General features: G+C 42.8%; 13 protein-coding genes. 7 read left to right on the forward strand and 6 right to left on the reverse strand.

All coding sequences use genetic code 11. From position 1 onward, the window contains the following. Positions 1-46 precede the first annotated feature (46 nt). The gene (locus AC59JO_RS25795) at positions 47-1,906 is read left to right on the forward strand and encodes a DNA topoisomerase 3 (RefSeq protein ID WP_413668488.1); all 1,860 of its coding nucleotides are present in this window, start codon (positions 47-49) and stop codon (positions 1,904-1,906) included. A gap of 10 nt (positions 1,907-1,916) precedes the next feature. Here AC59JO_RS25795 and AC59JO_RS25800 read toward each other — a convergent pair whose 3' ends face one another. From AC59JO_RS25800 to AC59JO_RS25815, 4 genes are all read right to left on the reverse strand, one after another. Then, positions 1,917-2,738, reverse strand: coding sequence for a class I SAM-dependent methyltransferase (locus AC59JO_RS25800; protein WP_497309096.1), 822 nt, complete (start codon positions 2,736-2,738; stop codon positions 1,917-1,919). Beyond that, positions 2,735-4,198 (reverse strand): B12-binding domain-containing radical SAM protein, encoded by a 1,464-nt coding sequence (locus AC59JO_RS25805; protein ID WP_497309098.1) that lies wholly within the window; start codon positions 4,196-4,198, stop codon positions 2,735-2,737. The genes AC59JO_RS25800 and AC59JO_RS25805 overlap by 4 nt, the downstream gene beginning before the upstream one ends. 174 nt (positions 4,199-4,372) lie before the next feature. Further along, a complete protein-coding gene (locus AC59JO_RS25810; protein ID WP_413668491.1) occupies positions 4,373-5,419 on the reverse strand; it encodes a radical SAM protein in 1,047 nt (348 codons plus the stop codon). 9 nt (positions 5,420-5,428) lie between these two features. Then, positions 5,429-6,931 (reverse strand): B12-binding domain-containing radical SAM protein, encoded by a 1,503-nt coding sequence (locus AC59JO_RS25815; protein WP_497309100.1) that lies wholly within the window; start codon positions 6,929-6,931, stop codon positions 5,429-5,431. 319 nt (positions 6,932-7,250) lie between these two features. Here AC59JO_RS25815 and AC59JO_RS25820 point away from each other — a divergent pair, with 319 nt between their 5' ends. The 6 genes from AC59JO_RS25820 to AC59JO_RS25845 are packed head-to-tail and all read left to right on the forward strand — an operon-like array spanning position 7,251 to position 13,099. Further along, positions 7,251-8,003, forward strand: coding sequence for a class I SAM-dependent methyltransferase (locus AC59JO_RS25820; RefSeq protein WP_497309102.1), 753 nt, complete (start codon positions 7,251-7,253; stop codon positions 8,001-8,003). Then, on the forward strand, positions 7,990-9,147 hold the full coding sequence (locus tag AC59JO_RS25825; RefSeq protein WP_497309104.1) for an amidohydrolase family protein: 1,158 nt from the start codon (positions 7,990-7,992) through the stop codon (positions 9,145-9,147). The genes AC59JO_RS25820 and AC59JO_RS25825 overlap by 14 nt, the downstream gene beginning before the upstream one ends. After that, on the forward strand, positions 9,144-10,148 hold the full coding sequence (locus AC59JO_RS25830; protein ID WP_497309106.1) for a polysaccharide deacetylase family protein: 1,005 nt from the start codon (positions 9,144-9,146) through the stop codon (positions 10,146-10,148). Before AC59JO_RS25825 ends, AC59JO_RS25830 begins: the two co-directional genes overlap by 4 nt. Next, a complete protein-coding gene (locus AC59JO_RS25835; protein ID WP_497309108.1) occupies positions 10,141-11,076 on the forward strand; it encodes a GNAT family N-acetyltransferase in 936 nt (311 codons plus the stop codon). Before AC59JO_RS25830 ends, AC59JO_RS25835 begins: the two co-directional genes overlap by 8 nt. Before the next feature lie 2 nt (positions 11,077-11,078). Beyond that, a complete protein-coding gene (locus tag AC59JO_RS25840) occupies positions 11,079-11,999 on the forward strand; it encodes a hypothetical protein (protein WP_413668497.1) in 921 nt (306 codons plus the stop codon). Beyond that, entirely contained in the window at positions 11,999-13,099 is a 1,101-nt protein-coding gene (locus AC59JO_RS25845) for a glycosyltransferase family 4 protein (RefSeq protein WP_413668498.1), read from the forward strand. The genes AC59JO_RS25840 and AC59JO_RS25845 overlap by 1 nt, the downstream gene beginning before the upstream one ends. 383 nt (positions 13,100-13,482) lie before the next feature. On the opposite strand, the gene AC59JO_RS25850 is transcribed toward AC59JO_RS25845, so the two are convergent. Next, the gene (locus AC59JO_RS25850; RefSeq protein WP_497309111.1) at positions 13,483-14,541 is read right to left on the reverse strand and encodes a glycosyltransferase; all 1,059 of its coding nucleotides are present in this window, start codon (positions 14,539-14,541) and stop codon (positions 13,483-13,485) included. Then, positions 14,534-16,198 (reverse strand): ATP-binding cassette domain-containing protein, encoded by a 1,665-nt coding sequence (locus tag AC59JO_RS25855; protein ID WP_413668500.1) that lies wholly within the window; start codon positions 16,196-16,198, stop codon positions 14,534-14,536. The genes AC59JO_RS25850 and AC59JO_RS25855 overlap by 8 nt, the downstream gene beginning before the upstream one ends. Positions 16,199-16,415 lie beyond the last annotated feature (217 nt).

Raw genomic sequence — 16,415 nt, forward strand, 5'->3', positions numbered from 1 at the left:
GTATCAGCGCGCGTTGGTATGAATCAACGTTGAGAGAGCAGGATTTATGAAAGTAATTATAGCCGAAAAACCATCTGTAGCCAGGGAAATTGCAAAAGTTTTTGGAGCAACCACCAAAAAGGATGGCTATATTGAAGGCAAAGGTTTCACCTTTACCTGGGCTTTCGGTCACCTGTTACAGCTTGCTGCACCGCAGGAATATGGTTATTATGGCTGGAGCGTTCAGCACCTGCCTATGCTGCCTCCAAAGTTTAAACTTTCTATCCGTAAGGTAAAAACCAAAGATGGACTGATAGATGATCCTTCGGTAAAAAAACAACTGGATACTATTCAAAAACTATTTGACGAAGCCACTGAGATCATTGTTGCAACGGATGCCGGGCGCGAGGGAGAACTCATCTTTCGTTACATTTACTATTATTTAAAGTGCAAAAAGCCTTTTAAAAGACTTTGGATCTCATCCCAAACTGATGAGGCTATAAAAGAAGGTTTTCGCAACCTGAAACCAGGCAGTGATTATGACACACTCTTCAATTCGGCTCACTGCCGGTCGCAGTCAGATTGGTTAGTGGGGATGAACGCCACGCAGGCACTAAGCCTTTCATCGGGGATTCGTGGTGCCGTACTGTCCCTGGGCAGGGTGCAAACCCCTACCCTTGCCATGATCTGTTCGCGGTATCTTGAAAATAAAAACTTTGTACCCGAAACATTTTACCAGGTAAGTATTCATCCCGATAAAGACGGGCAGGTATTTAAAGCCATATCTTCCGAAAATTATAAAACAAAGGAAGAAGCGCAAGCTGTGCTTGACCAGGTACAGGATGTTGAGGGCGGCTTTCCGCAAGGCGGCCACATTTTACAGGTGGAAGCAAAACCGCGTAAAGAACCACCTCCGCTATTGCATGATTTGAGCAGTCTTCAACAGGAGGCCAACAAACGTAAAGGCTTTACTGCCGACCAAACCCTTACCATCCTCCAAAACCTGTACGAAAATAAGTTGGTTACCTATCCGCGTACCGGCAGCCGCTATATAGGCGATGACGTTTTTGCAGGTGTGCCGGCACTAATTGCAAAACTGGAACAGCACCCGCTTTTTGGCAAACAGGCCATTGCACTGGGCAGTGCCACATTGAATAAACGAAGTGTAAATGCTAAAAAAGTAACCGATCACCACGCCGTACTCACTACCGGCGAAAACCCGCACCAGCTTTCACCCGATCAGCAGGCTGTTTATGATATGGTAGCAGGCAGAATGCTGGAAGCATTTCATCAGGATTGTATTAAAGAGGTAACCAAAATTGTGGTACAATCTGGCGCAAAGTTCAACGCCAGTGGTACGGTGATCCATACTGCAGGTTGGCGTTCTGTGTTCAACGATAAAGAAGACGATAAAAAAGACGAAGAAAACGCCACGCTACCAAAAGTAACCCAGGGTGAAAACCTGCCCATAACAGCCAAAGCCCTCCTCGAAAAGCAAACCAAACCCCGACCGTTGTATAACGAGGCTACCTTACTGAAGGCGCTGGAAACAGCAGGCAAAGAAATTGACGATGAAGAACTTCGCTATGCCATGAAAGACAGCGGTTTGGGTACGCCGGCAACAAGGGCAGCCATCATTGAAACCCTGCTAAAACGCAATTATATCATCAGGGAAAAGAAAAACCTGGTGCCTACTCCCACTGGTATTGCCGTTTATGAGGTAGTAAAAAACCAACAGATAGCCCAGGCCGAACTTACAGGAACATGGGAAAAACGTTTGGAAGAGATTCGTTCAGGTGCATCTGTCACTGATTTTCAGAATGAGATTAAAACTTACACGCGCGCCATTACTTCCGAACTGCTGGCGCAGGGAAAATCATTAAAAATTCCAACTGCACAAACCTCTGAAACTAAAGCAACCGCATAAATGGTTTAGCTTACCTTTTTCTGAGCGAGATAATATAGTAATCGCCAATATATTTGAACGGCCAGGAAGCTTTTAAGCTATCTTCCCAACCAGTCAATATTTTATAAGCCCGCGGATGTTTTTCGGCAAAACCTTCAATATATGATGGTGGTACTATGGTACATAATCCCTCAACGCCCAGTATATCAAATTCTTGCTTTAGACGTTTTTTTATGTACGACGGATTGTAATAAAAGCAATCAAAATAAACTCCTTCAACATGGGCTTTGCGGCCTTTACTGCTAAAGAACCTGCGGAAAGCCGTTTTGAATTTACCTTTAAATACCAATAAAGTTTCCCAAAGGCAAAACTTTGGTAACACCACTAAAGTCACCATGCCTCCCGGATTTAACAATCCGGCAAATGAACTTAATACTTTATCCAGTTCGCCGGTACAATTGAGGCCCGCGAAATTGGAAAAGATCAAATCGTAAGGACCTTTATTGTTTAACTTCTCAAGCTCTGTGTAGGAACAAAGCTCATTGCTTACCAAATGCTGTACTCCATGTTTTGCTACCTTTTCACGTAATTGCTGCTGCATCCCTTTTGAAATATCCGTGGCATGGGTTTTGAAACCTTCCTTTGCAAAAAACAGCGCATCCTCACCGGTGCCACTGTTCAGTTCCAGGATACTGCCGCCGGATTTAAGATATTTCAAAATATGATCGCGCACCCGTTTGCGTTTGTAACCGATAATGGTATCGCCCGAATACAAGTCATCAAAAATTACCGATTGGTTGCTGAACGCGGCTTCGGCAAATTGCTCATTTATATGTGGTGCAGCTCCGGTCATATCGCCTTTTCAAATTTTTCCAGCTTTAGTTTTTCAAAATAGGTAAGCGGCGCATAATAAAACACAGATAATGCCTTTTTTATACTGTTTGCCGAACTTCCGAACGGATCTTTAAGCAACTTTTGCAAACTGTTTTTAGCCAGGTGCTTGTGATAGTTACGGTGTACATATTTATGCAATTGCTTATAGTAATAAGCCGGATAGGTATTCTTGAACATCAGGGCCATTTCGTCGGAATCTGTCCAGTTGGTTTTCTTCTTCAACTCGGTTTTAACACGCTCATAAAAACCAGTACCGGGCAGCGGGTATGACACTGATATACCTATCTCATAGGGAAGTAACTGATTGATCATATCAATGGTAAGCGTGATATCATCACGGGTTTCTTCCGGGTAACCAAATTGGATAAAAAACGATGGTTTAATTCCATGCGCCTTCATGAGGTGCGTGGCAGTGTGGATCTGGTTGATAGTAATGCCTTTATCCATGGCATCAAGTACTTTTTGCGATCCGCTTTCGGCGCCTATCCAAACGTTTTCACAACCGGCGATAGCCAGAGCTTCTACGGCTTCCTCCTCTGCCAGCAAATCGGCCCGCGACTGGATCTTGAAACGGATCCTGATACCTTCCTGCCCCAATAGGTTGGCAAATTCCTGCACCCAACCCGGTTTCAGCCCGAAGATATCATCACAAAACCAGATATGGTCCATCCCATATCTTTCTTTCAGCATTTTGATCTCACTCACGATATATTGCGGGCTGTGCGAGTTGTACCGGTTGCCATAAATTGGTTTGGCGCACCAGTTACATTTAAAAGGACAACCACGGGTAGTAACCACGTTAATTGAAAAATAGCCCGCGTTCTTCATCCACATTTCCCGGTAGCTGTCCATATTTACCAGGTCCCACGCTGGCATTGGCAAGCTATCCAGCTCCTTCATCACGGCGCGGGCCGGTGTTTTAATGATCTCACTACCGTTCATGTATGCTAAGCCTTTTATCGCAAAATGATCGGTGTTACCGTTTTGGATATGTCCGGTAAGTTCAACAAGCGTTTGTTCAGCTTCGCCAAGGATAACAAAATCGGCACCCGCGGCCAGATAGGCCGCATATCTGTCAGTCGAATCCGAGCTTGAAACAATTACCGTGCAGCCTCTTTCCTTCGCCAGTTTAGCCATTTTAAAAGCGGCTTCGCGCATGTTGGTGAGGCACATTTTGGTGAGGTAGTTGAACCCATCATCATAAATCACAAAAAAATTGGGTTTATTCTGCTCAATGACCTGTATTACCTCATCGGGGTTACTTACAAACATGGTATCAAACAGGCTTACGTTATAGCCATGTTGGCGCATTAAAGCAGCAGCATATATAGTTCCGAGCGGTGCATAAGGCTGGCCTATGCCCCATTGCTTGGGATCGAACCGTAAAAAGTAAGAATGTGTAAACAGTATATTGTTCATACGTTTTTTAAACCCTTTGTTTTAACTCCCCTCTTGAGAGGGGGCGCGTAGGGCGGTGTGGCTGCTGGGGTGTGTTTCTGCGCTGGTTATATCTTATAAATAACACACCTCTCCACCCCTCTCAAGAGAGGGGAATCGCACCGCCCTGCGCTTTTTTTATAGTTATTTTCCTTATCAATCCAACCTCGCCAAAGGCGATAAATTAAGTGAGCATACACACTTCATACAAGTAGGGTCATTAGCCATATCCAGTGTTTTACGAAATTTGATCGCTTCTTTGCTATTCAAAATATCCTCCAACCTATTATCCCGAATGTTACCTATCGCCTCATGAAAAAAACACGGACGAACCACACCATCAGCCTCAATCACTGCCGACACCCACGGCGCATTGCACTTTTTAAAGGGAAACGCATTATGGCCATAAAAAGCAGCATAGTAACCATAAATATCCTGGATCTTAGCAGGTGATTCGGCTACGAACCTGGCGGTAAAATCACTTTTATTGGCAAGCACCTGGTTTACTATCTCCTGAAACTCGGCAAGTTCATTTTCGGTTGGCAATATCTCATGTTGCCGGGGTTCGGCCCAGGCGGTTTGGCGGTTAAAGGCATGGCTGCTAACATCAGCAGGTAAAAAGCTTACCTGGTCTATACCCATCTGCCTTGCTGCTTCAATAATGGCCGGCCAATTCCTGTAATTTAACCTGTGAATCACTGTACGGGCAGTAATGCGATATTGGGGTTCGAGAGATTTGATATACTCCACTCCTTCCTTTAGTTTCCTGAATGCCCCCGGCACATTTCGAATAGCATCATGCAACGGCTCATCACCATCTAAGGAAACAATCAAATCATCAACCCATCTTAAAATATCAAAAGCGTTTTTCCTGATAGACAGACCGGTCGACAGCAATGTGACCTTGATCTTTTCGGCACGCAAAATTTCGCATAGCTTGAAAAAATTAGTATTCAACAAGGCCTCTCCACCCGACATCAGCACCTGTTTGGTACCAAATTTTCGTAAAGCGCCTAACAGATCCGTTACATCGGCTTCGGTAAGCTGTTTCAGATTTTTGTTATCCTTCCAGATATCACACATTACACATCGGCAGTTACAGGCGCTATGCGGCATCAGGATTACGATAGGAAGTGCAGCAATGCGGTGCGTTTGCAGTGTGCGGAAACGCTGAAAAGTATGATATAATGATTGACCTGTCATCTGCATCAATTAAAATCCCTGAATTTCTGGCTGTCTGTAGCGCCAAACCTTTTGTAACAGTTTTATCTCGTAAGGATACTGGTACATACTGGCCTTATAGCGCATAGTAGCTACCAGTTTAATAGCCATACGTTTTATCATATTCAGCCTGATATCGGTTACTGTTGGATACACCCCGTTCAGTACCGTTTCAAAATTCCTGATCTTATCTATCATCTCAGGCGTAAGCCAGGGTGTAAGCGGGTTTTTACGAAGATCAAAGGCTTCCCATGCCGGGCTGATCCAGTCTTCCAGCGTTTCCGGAAAGCGAAAACCGCTTTTCATTACCTGTTTAAACAGTTCCGAGCCTTCGGTTGGCACGGGGCTATAGGTATAGATCACGATCTCTGTTTTGGGGTTAACAGCTTTTACCTTTTTGATAAAATCTATCTCAAAATCAATTTGCGATTGTACCTGTTCCTGCGTCGGAGCCGGCGTGCCGAGCACAAATGAATATTCGGGAATGATGTCAAATTTCTTCAGGCGCTCAGCAAATTCAATGATCTGATCACCGGTTTGGGTGCCACCTTTGTCCATTTGCTCCAAAATAGCATTGTTGCCGCTCTCTGCCCCAAAGAAGATTATCTTACACCCCGATTCGCGAATAGCTGCCAGCGACGAATCCTTGAACTTCGACATGGTATCAATGCGGGCCATGCCCCACCAGGTCATGTTTTCGGGTTTTATCAACCGGGCAAATTCAACCGCCCGTTTTTCTGATACAAAAAAGTTATTATCATGAAACTCAATAGCATCGGCGCCCCATTTGTCTTTGATATATTTTACATCATTATAAACATTCTGAGCTGATTTTGCCTTCCACCTCGCTTCATAAATTGGCACCACCGCACAGAAAGAGCAGGTAAACGGGCAACCGATACTGGAATGATAAGCCATCGTTTTTTCGCCCAGATAGGTTTTACCCAGAAACTTGGTGATGGGGTAAAAAGTATTCAGCTTGTCGTAGGGCAACGCCGGCAGGCTGTCCTGATCTAAAAGGTCTTCTTTAGCCGTTTTGATGATCTTGCCATCCGTTGCTTTATAAATGAGGTTACGGATAAACTCATAAGGCTCATTCTTTTCCAAAGCATCAATTAAAGCCGGGAAGGCATGATCGCCAGGCCCATTGATAATAAAATCAACGTAGCCCGAATATAAAACCGCGTTAGGTTGATTTGACGGAAAATATCCGCCCCAGATCATTTTAGTATCAGGATATTTTTGTTTGATAATTTTTGCCGCGATAATGGCCTGTCTTAACTGCGGCCCGGGCATCACCGTAAAACCAAAGTACTTAAATTCGCCCGTGCTCAAATAGCTATCTATCTTAACCATCGGGTCGTGCTCACAATTGCCGTCAACAATTACCCAATCATATTTTCCATCAACCGAGGCCGCGATATTGAGTATCGAATTAGGTATGCGATACTTGTTATTAGCGCTACGCGGGTTAAACAATAATATTTTGTTCATCTGTTAGTATCAATACTTTGCTTTCACTTTCAATCCCCCGGCAATGGGTTTATTTTTTAATTTAAGCGGCCAGTAAAGCACCCCTGCCAGTACAAAGCCAACATTTCAAATAAAACCCATTGCCTAACTCAATCACAAATGCGGGGGATTGCCCATACAACAATTATCTCTGAGCCTCTGCACAATTGCTTCTACATTAATAAATACGCCCCGCTTTTCGCTCTGGTTGCCTGAGTTTATAAATAAAATAGCTGGCAACCATTATTATTTACCAGCCGTAATTGCTGATATAAGGTTATTAATTAAACACCCCGAAACAGTGATCCAAACCGTAAAAAACTATATTAAGCAACGCTTTTTTCCGCCCAATATCCTCGAGAAAAGTTCGGTGGATGCCTATGATATCTGGGCTGAGAATTATGATGCGCAGCCCGGCAACCTCATGCTTGACCTTGATGAGATGTTATTCCCCCGTTTGGTTACCGGGACAATCATCACCGGTAAAAATATAGCCGATATCGGCTGTGGTACAGGGAGGCACTGGGAAAAGTTATTTGCGCTGAACCCCAAAAAACTAACCGGGTTTGATACCTCGGGCGGCATGCTGGCGCGCTTACAGCAAAAATTTCCTTCGGCTAATATTTACCGCATTACTGATGATCTGTTTGGCGATATATCCCCGGGAAGTTTTGACACCATAGTTTCAACGCTTACTGTTGCCCATATTAAAAATATTGAGGCCGCCCTGCAGGCCTGGATGCACATCCTGAAACCTAAGGGCGATATCATCATTACAGATTTCCATCCGCATACGCTGGCCAATGGCGGTAAGCGCACATTTAAACATGGCGATAGTTTTATAGCGGTTGAAAACTATGTGCACCCGGTAAATACCATTAAGAACCTGCTGTTGACCAGGGGTTTCAGACTGGTTGCCGAAGAAGAAATTAAGATAGATGAAAGCATGAAGCATTATTATGCCGATAAAAACGCGCTTCATGTTTATGACAGATATAATGGATTCCCTATTATTTACGGATTGCATTTGAGAAGAACAGATGGTACTGAATAATGTGACGATACCGGGAAACGATGCCGCGGTGAGCATAAGTATAAACGAGGGCAAAATTACACAGGTTGGCCCCTCCGTTGCTTACGACCGCGAACAGCTGACCTTTGTTGACGCCATAACTTTCCCGGGATTGATCAACTCGCACGATCATCTTGATTTTAATCTTTTTCCGCAACTCGGCAATCAAACTTATAAAAGCTATACCGATTGGGGAAAACATATCCACCGTACATATGCCGAAGAAATTTCGTCGATATTAAAAATTCCCGTTGCCCTGCGCGAACGCTGGGGCATTTATAAAAACCTGCTCTGCGGTGTAACCACAGTAGTAAACCACGGCGAAAAAGCTACCATAAATGACCCGCTAATTACCATTTTTGATAATTGCCAAAGCATCCACTCGGTTCAATTTGAAAAAAATTGGAGAAAACGGCTCAATAATCCCCTTAAAATAAACCAACCTGCGGTGATCCATACCGGTGAAGGCACAAACGCTGCAGCCCACGCCGAAATTGATGATCTCATTAAATGGAATTTGTTTAAGCGCAAACTGATAGGTGTACACGGCGTAGCTATGGATGCCCGGCAAGCTAAACATTTTAAAGCATTGATCTGGTGCCCCGAATCCAATTATTTCCTGCTGAATAAAACGGCGGCTGTTGATCAGCTTAAAACAAAAACCCGTATTTTATTCGGTACCGATAGTACGCTTACCGGGTATTGGGACATCTGGTACCACATCCGGTTTGCGCGAAAGACGAAAATGCTTACCGACCATGAACTGTATCATTCATTGACATCGTTGCCAGCGCTAACCTGGAACCTGAATACAGGTAACATTGCCGCCGGACTTGATGCCGACGTAGTTATAACCAGATCAAACGGTAAAACAAGTTTGCAGGCGTTTTATAATGTAACCCCTGATGATATTTTACTGGTAATGCATAAAGGGCAGATTCTTTTATTTGATGAATCACTTTACCACCAGCTTACCGGCATCATAAACCAAAGCTACAGTAAGCTATTTACCGGCAGGCATTTCAAATATGTACAGGGTGATATCTACGGGTTAATGGCCGAAATAAAACGCTATAAACCCAACGCCAATTTTCCAGTACCTTTTCCCATACAGCCGGCAGCATGAGCATCATTAAAAAAATATGGTCGGGATCAAAGCGCAAATCAGCTTATTTAAGCGGCGATGCCCGTCATGTTTTAGGCCTGGACAAGACTCTGTATCAAAATGCCCGCGGAAGCCGGATTGTGCTTTATCACAACGTCTGCAAAAGTGATCCGCATAAATTTAACACACTGTTTTTAACCGCCGAAAGGTTTGAAGAACATCTGCAATACTATAAGAAGTACTTCAATGTGGTTTCGCTTGATGATTATTATAAGGGCAATTTCAGCGGTCAAAAATTTAATATAGCCCTTACTTTTGATGACGGACTGGCTAACAACTACCATTATGTATTGCCTTTGCTCACTAAATACCGCATTCCGGCTACATTTTTTGTTACAGCCATCCGCGATGCCGGTTTTGATATTTTATGGAACGATATGCTAAGCATTGCCGGGTATTATGGGCCCGCCAGGTTCACTTATAAAAATGAAACTTATCGTAAAAACAGGAACAACAAATACGTTGATGAAAACGGCACACTTTACGCCGACAAGCTGAGATCGACAGGATTTAACGAAAAAGCTGCGTTAATGAGTTTTCTGGAGCAGCTTACGGGCTTAAGGGCAAACCGGCTGAATGACGATTACTGGTTGCAGATGACTCCTGCACAGATCAAAACCATGTCTGCCTCGGCATTTGCTGCTATTGGCGCGCATAGTTACTACCATAATGATTTGGCACGTATTGGCCCGGCAAGCACAGCCTGTGAGATGACCATGTGCAAACAATATCTTGAAAACATTACAGGAAAGCCAATCAACAGTTTTGCTTTCCCTTATGGCTCATACAATGAGCAGGTTTTAAAAGATGCTAAAGCAGCCGGTTATACCCAACTGCTTGCCACAGATTTTATTAAACCCGATGACGGGCAGGATAACACCATGCGTGAACGCTTAACCATTAATCCGTTCATATCCATTCCTAACCAGTTAAACGCGATAATAAGGGGGAGATATGCATAACGACGAGTATAGGATAGAACGATTGACAGGGGAGCGACTTGCCGATATGACAAGCCTGCACAAGGCTGTTTATGGCAAAACATTGCCATTAGACTTTTTTTCAAGGAAGTATAACACCGCATTTACCAGCGTAATGTACACCGGCTACCTGGCCTATGCGGGCAATGTACCCGCGGCCTTTTACGGTGTGATCCCCTGTTTTATTGAATGCGATGGTCATCCCGTTTTGGCGGCGCAATCGGCAGATACCATGACCCATCCCGATCACCAGGGTAAAGGATTGTTTATTACACTCGCCCAACGCACCTATGAGCTTTGTCATAAAGAGGGAATCCAAATCCTGTTTGGTTTTCCGAATCAAAACTCCCTGCCGGGCTTTGTAAACAAGCTCAACTGGCAAGTATCGGCACAAATGGAATGTTTCATCATCCCGGTTAAAGCGCTCCCGCTTGAAAGATTGGCAAACAAATTCCCGGTTTTAAACGGATTATATAGGTTTTATGCTAAAAACCTAATTAAAAGGTACGAATCTCCTCAAAAAGGAATAACAAGCTCATTAATTAACGAAGGTTTCTACAGCCTGCACAGAGACAGCAGCTACCTTAGCCATAAAACATATACCGAAAGTTTCACTATAAAAACCGGCAACTCTTCGGTTTGGTTCAGGATTGCCGGAGGTATGGTGATAGGCGACATTGACTTTGTAACTGATGACCTTAGCGATATTATACCCCGGCTCAAAAAAATAGCCGGGCGATTAGGGTTACAAAAACTTCAGTTCCAGGCCGACAAACGATCTGAATTAAATGCGTTTTTAAAACTCCATGCAGAGCCTATCCCCTCGTTCCCTGTAATTGTTAAAGACCTTAGCTCACGAACACCGCTTGATAAATTGGCATTTGCATTTGCTGACATAGACATTTTTTAGATATGATAACTCAACCGATTAAAAAGCTGCTGTTTAACGGGAATCCCGTCAAAACCTTCTATATAACTCGCCTGCAACAAAGCCAGATCAGGGAGAAGGTTTTTTTAAACGTTGCAGGCAAAAGTTTGGATATCACCCGCAACAACAGCATGATCTGCCTTGATCCGTTTTGTATGGCGGCCTGGTTGCCTGCTAATGAAGCGGCCAACCTAAACCCGGCAAATGCGATTATCGAATTTAAAACGAATGGCATGCTGAGCGCTTCTATCAGTGTATCGCTTATTGAAAAAATGGATACAACAAAAGGCAGCCTGCTTTTATTCAGAATAGACCAGGTAAAAAACCATCAGCTTAATGCGTTGAAGCGTGAAATGCTTTTCAGGTATTTTTTACGATCAAAGAAGAATACGTATGATAGCCGCAGGATTGTAAGCGCCCTATACTCCTATCCCCGCAGTATTATCATCGTTTCTTATGCAGATGAGGCGTATTGCAATGTTTTCCCGATGGATATTCATGGCTTTATTGAGGAAGAGGGCATTTACCTGCTGGGCCTGCGTACAACCAATATCACCTTAGATAAGATCCTGAATGCCGGTAAGGTAGTGGTTTGTGATACGGATACAGTTGATATCAACTCGGTTTATAATTTAGGCAAACATTCCAGTACCGCTCCTACCCCTGTTAAAGAGCTGCCTTTTGATACGATTCAAAGTGAAGTATTTGGGTTTCCCGTACCGGCATGTTCGGGTGGCTATAAAGAAATAGAAGTATTTGAGCATAAAAAAATGGGCTACCATATGCTCATGATCGGTAAGGTGATCAACAACAAGGTTATAAAGACCAATCCCGAATCATTATACCATGTAGGTTTTCTACAATTTCAAAACAGTAACTATACCAGTATCGAGGGGCTATTTTAATGAGATACGTTTTTGTAAGCTATAACTATACACCCGAGTTTGATGATCCTAAAGCATGGTTTGTTCGCACGTTAGGCTATACCGGCCTTATGGACCAGCTAAGTAAACGGCATGAGGTAATTAACGTGAAACAGATCAGCTATGAAGGCATTGTTCATCATAATAATATAGCCTATCACTTTGTAAACTTCAGCAAAAAAAAGCTTTATTTTAATTTCAGGCTTAACCTGTATGTCAAGAGTTTAAACCCTGATATTGTGATATTCCACGGACTTCATCAGCCGGTTCAATTGATTCAGCTTGGATTAATGTTAGGTAAGCGCACCCGAATAATAGTTCAAAACCATGCCGAGAAACCTTTCCCCGGCGGTATAAAAAAGAACCTGCAAAAACTGGCAGATAACTATGCTGATGCCTACTTGTTTGCTTCGCATGATATGGGGCTGGAATGGGTAACTGCCGGCAACCTCAAATCACCGGATAAAATACACGAGGTGATGGAAGTTTCCTCTGTATTTTTTCCGATTGACCGTACAGAAGCTATGGCTAAAACAAACGCAAAAGGTAAGCCGGTATTTTTATGGGTGGGTCGGCTAAATGACAACAAAGACCCGCTTAACGTGGTCAGGGCCTTTTTAAAATTTGCAGAAAACGCGCCAGGCGTAAAGCTATACATGATCTATCACACGGAAGAGCTATTGCCCAGGGTAAACGAGTTAATAAATGCCTCGCCAAATAAAGAAGCTATTGAACTGGTTGGTAAAGTACCTCATGCCGACTTGCTCTACTGGTATAACAGCGCGGATTTTATTATCTCCGGGTCCCATTATGAAGGCAGCGGAACTGCAATTTGCGAGGCCATGTCATGCGGGTGTGTGCCGATTGTTACTGATATTTTATCGTTCAGGATGATCACCAATAATGGTGAGTGCGGTACGCTATATGAACCGGGGAATGAAACCGCCTTACTTGAGGTACTCATGCAAACCAGTCAAATGAATGTGGCAGAAAAGCGTCGCCTATCCATTGAATATTATAAACAAAACTTATCATTTGAAGCCATTGCAGAGAGGATTGAAGAGATAGCAGCGAGCCTTTAAATTAAACTTATAAACTAAGAGCGTAGAATTTTGTCTTGCGTTCGTTTTAACGAGCGATGCAATCGCTAACCCATGTTAAGAGGCTGTATCATAAATCGTGATACGGCTTTTTTTTGACTTATTCGGATACTTAACCGACATATTGTTTTCGGTTGACTCTACTGACAAAAAGGGGGTTAACAGGGTTAACACAATTTAGCGCTAATTTTCAATTAAAATATTCATAATAAGATAGTTAAGTGTTTTTTAGACCCAAAAAGTGTTAACCCCCTTTTTGTATAATATTATCGGCTAAATTTCAATTCATAGGTGACACAACACCAAGGGGCGTCAATTTAATTTATGACACAACCTCAAGGTGGTAAAGACGGGAAAATAATGCTTTAGATACTAAACACTTCTTTCATTTTCCTAACATTATCCCTGATATCGTAAACCAATACCGGGTCATTTTCAGTATCAGTACTGTCGAGCACGCTGTGAATAGCCTGCTCAACCCCAGCCATATCATTCACAATATGCCAATTGGCTATATCGGCATCCATAGGCTTAACAAAACTTACCACTTTGGCACCGGCGTAAAGGGCTTCAAGACACACAGAGCCAAAACCTTCATATTCCGACGGGTGAAATAAAACCCTTGAGCGCTGCATCATTTTAAGTACATCGTCATGCTGAAGTTCGCCTGCCAGAGTGATATTATTTTCAAGGTGTTTTGATTTAATCAGGGCTAATAAATTCTCCTTTTCCGGACCGTCACCACAAATTACAGTTTTGATACCGGGGTAACGCTGCTTCAGGATAGCAACAGCTTCAACAAACAGGTGAAACCGCTTTAATGGGATTAATGAACCTGCACCTAAAATATCAATGTCTTTTTCGGTGATTAACTGGTCAAACAATGAAGTGTCAATCCCTACCGGAATGATATTTGCAGGCTTTACCTGATAGTTTTTAGTAAACTCCCGAACAATAAAATCTGACAACGCTATCAATTCCTCCCCTTTTGGTTTTATCCGCTTAGCGTACCTGTTTCCGGCTTTGGCATCCTGCCCCAGCATCCAGCAGCGATGTTTAATATTGTTTGTCCGGGCAAAATAGTGCCCAACAAAAACACATTCGTCAAACCAAAAACTTAACAAGCCCACTATTTCATACTTTTTATTCAGAGCAGATAAAGTTCTCCATACCTTCACCCATGTGTTCAGCCTGAACAGTTTACCGCGCCCCATCCCTCCAAAACTCATGACTTTTACACCATGCCAGTTATATCTGGCTGCAAAAAACGGATATTGAAAACTTAATACAATGATATTCAGCTCCGGATTTTCGGCCTTCAATGCCCGTACAAAAACCTGTTGAGGGGGCAAGCAGGTAGTATCAGCTTCATTTTCGGGAAAACCGGGACTCAGGATAACTAATGTTTTTTTGCGATTATACATTGGGGGATATTACTTTATTACAAATAGCCAAACTGTTTTTGTTATGCGTGATCAGAATGATCATTTTACCCATCCGGGCCAGTTGCTGCAATTTCATTAACAACTCATTTTCGGCATCTGCATCCATCTCACTGAAAGGTTCATCCAATATCAGCAGATCATGATCATGATATAGTGCCCGTGCCAGCATAATCCTTTGACGCTGTCCACCGCTAATATTTTTACCATTTTCAGTAATGACCTTGCCCATGCCTTCATGATATCCGGCAATCAGTTTATTTAATCCACAGAACGCTAATACCTCTTCCACCTTCTGTTCATCGGGCGCCACATCATCAAGTATTATATTTTTAAGAATGGTATCGTATAAAAAAAACGGTTGCTGCTTTACCAGCGAGATATTTTTACGATAAAGCCGGCGCACTGCCGCAGTAGCGTTTTTATTATTAATATAAATCCCTCCTTCAGTTGGTTCTAAAAAGCCCGTCAAAAGATTAATGATAGTTGTTTTCCCCCGGCCCGAATTACCCGAAATGCCTGTAATATCGCCGGGGATTATTTCAAAAAAAAGTTTATCTAAAACAGGTTTATCGGGATAATTAAAACTTACGCCTTCAAATCTCAGCGATATGATGTGTTCATCAATGATTTCATTTAGCTGTGGCTTTTCGTTTTGCCAGATTATCAAATCGGCCAGAATAAACTCATAAGTTTTCATTTGCCCGCTGCTATTCAGGATTTTTACAATACCGGGGATGATCTTATACGCCGCCGCCACAAAAATGCCGATGGTAAGGATGCTAACTATGGGGGTACCGCCGATTAATTTATTTACGGCGATGAGAATAAAAAAGCCCAGCACAGCAAATACTTCCATCAAACGCGATGGCAGGTTTTGCCAGGTTTGCTGCGATGCTATATTATGATTAAGCTGCCGCTGATAGCTAAAAAAACGGCGGCTGAAGAAATCGTTTTTTTGATAGATATTACTCTCCACATAGCCCGACAATGACTCGTTTAAATGCTGAAGCGTTTTTTCACTTACCGTTTTGATCTGCCCCCGGATGGATTTTAGCTTGCTCTTGATAAACCAACCCAAAGCTGCAACGGGCGGCAGCAGTAACACAAACAGCAACACAAACAAAGCCGGATGATATAGCATAATAGCCCCAATGGTAAAAAATATCAATACCGTTTGAGATATTATTTGCTGAAAATTGGTGAGGATATAATGGCTGAATTCGATAGGTTGCTGGCTGATTCGCCGGGTATGTATCGATGAATCAATATGGATAAACTGATCAAAACCTGAATCAAGATAATTTCGGATATTACGCTCGGACAGTCTCGACGCTACCTGATAAAAAAAATGATGCTGCGCGTTCTGGGCAAGGAAACCGATACAATTTTTTATCGCGAAAAGCACCAAAAACACCCCGATAAACCACAATGATTTATCATTGACAAGACTGGCCGGTAAAAAATTATAATTATTATTGATGCCTTGCTGCGTATAAAAATTCACCATTAGCAGCAGCATTGCTAAAAAGGCAACATCCAGCAAGGCTATAGCAATATCCGCAATAATTAACCCGATAAGCCTTCGCTTTTCAGATTGATTAAGGATGAGCAGAATACTTTTTAAAATTTGCTTCAAGTGGGCGATAACAATAAAACCAGGTTCATCGCTGGCTTTATTATTGATTACGTTTTACACAGCTTTAGGGTTGCTTTGCACATTTGGCGTAAGGCGCCCCAGGATACAATTAAAAATGTACTATTCCAATCTGCCACTCCGATAAATTACAAGCATAGTTTAATAATCGTTGTAAAATTGTTAAATTTCGGCTTCGCATTTATATAAAGAAGTAAAA

This window comes from Mucilaginibacter sp. A5337 (assembly GCF_059690695.1).

What these genes read in the sequence shown, in the direction of transcription:
- AC59JO_RS25795 (WP_413668488.1), top strand. Translation starts at nt 47, where the DNA reads ATGAAAGTAATTATAGCCGAAAAACCATCTGTAGCCAGGGAAATTGCA.
- AC59JO_RS25800 (WP_497309096.1), bottom strand. Translation starts at nt 2,738, where the DNA reads ATGACCGGAGCTGCACCACATATAAATGAGCAATTTGCCGAAGCCGCG.
- AC59JO_RS25805 (WP_497309098.1), bottom strand. Translation starts at nt 4,198, where the DNA reads ATGAACAATATACTGTTTACACATTCTTACTTTTTACGGTTCGATCCC.
- AC59JO_RS25810 (WP_413668491.1), bottom strand. Translation starts at nt 5,419, where the DNA reads ATGACAGGTCAATCATTATATCATACTTTTCAGCGTTTCCGCACACTG.
- AC59JO_RS25815 (WP_497309100.1), bottom strand. Translation starts at nt 6,931, where the DNA reads ATGAACAAAATATTATTGTTTAACCCGCGTAGCGCTAATAACAAGTAT.
- AC59JO_RS25825 (WP_497309104.1), top strand. Translation starts at nt 7,990, where the DNA reads ATGGTACTGAATAATGTGACGATACCGGGAAACGATGCCGCGGTGAGC.
- AC59JO_RS25830 (WP_497309106.1), top strand. Translation starts at nt 9,144, where the DNA reads ATGAGCATCATTAAAAAAATATGGTCGGGATCAAAGCGCAAATCAGCT.
- AC59JO_RS25835 (WP_497309108.1), top strand. Translation starts at nt 10,141, where the DNA reads ATGCATAACGACGAGTATAGGATAGAACGATTGACAGGGGAGCGACTT.
- AC59JO_RS25840 (WP_413668497.1), top strand. Translation starts at nt 11,079, where the DNA reads ATGATAACTCAACCGATTAAAAAGCTGCTGTTTAACGGGAATCCCGTC.
- AC59JO_RS25845 (WP_413668498.1), top strand. Translation starts at nt 11,999, where the DNA reads ATGAGATACGTTTTTGTAAGCTATAACTATACACCCGAGTTTGATGAT.
- AC59JO_RS25850 (WP_497309111.1), bottom strand. Translation starts at nt 14,541, where the DNA reads ATGTATAATCGCAAAAAAACATTAGTTATCCTGAGTCCCGGTTTTCCC.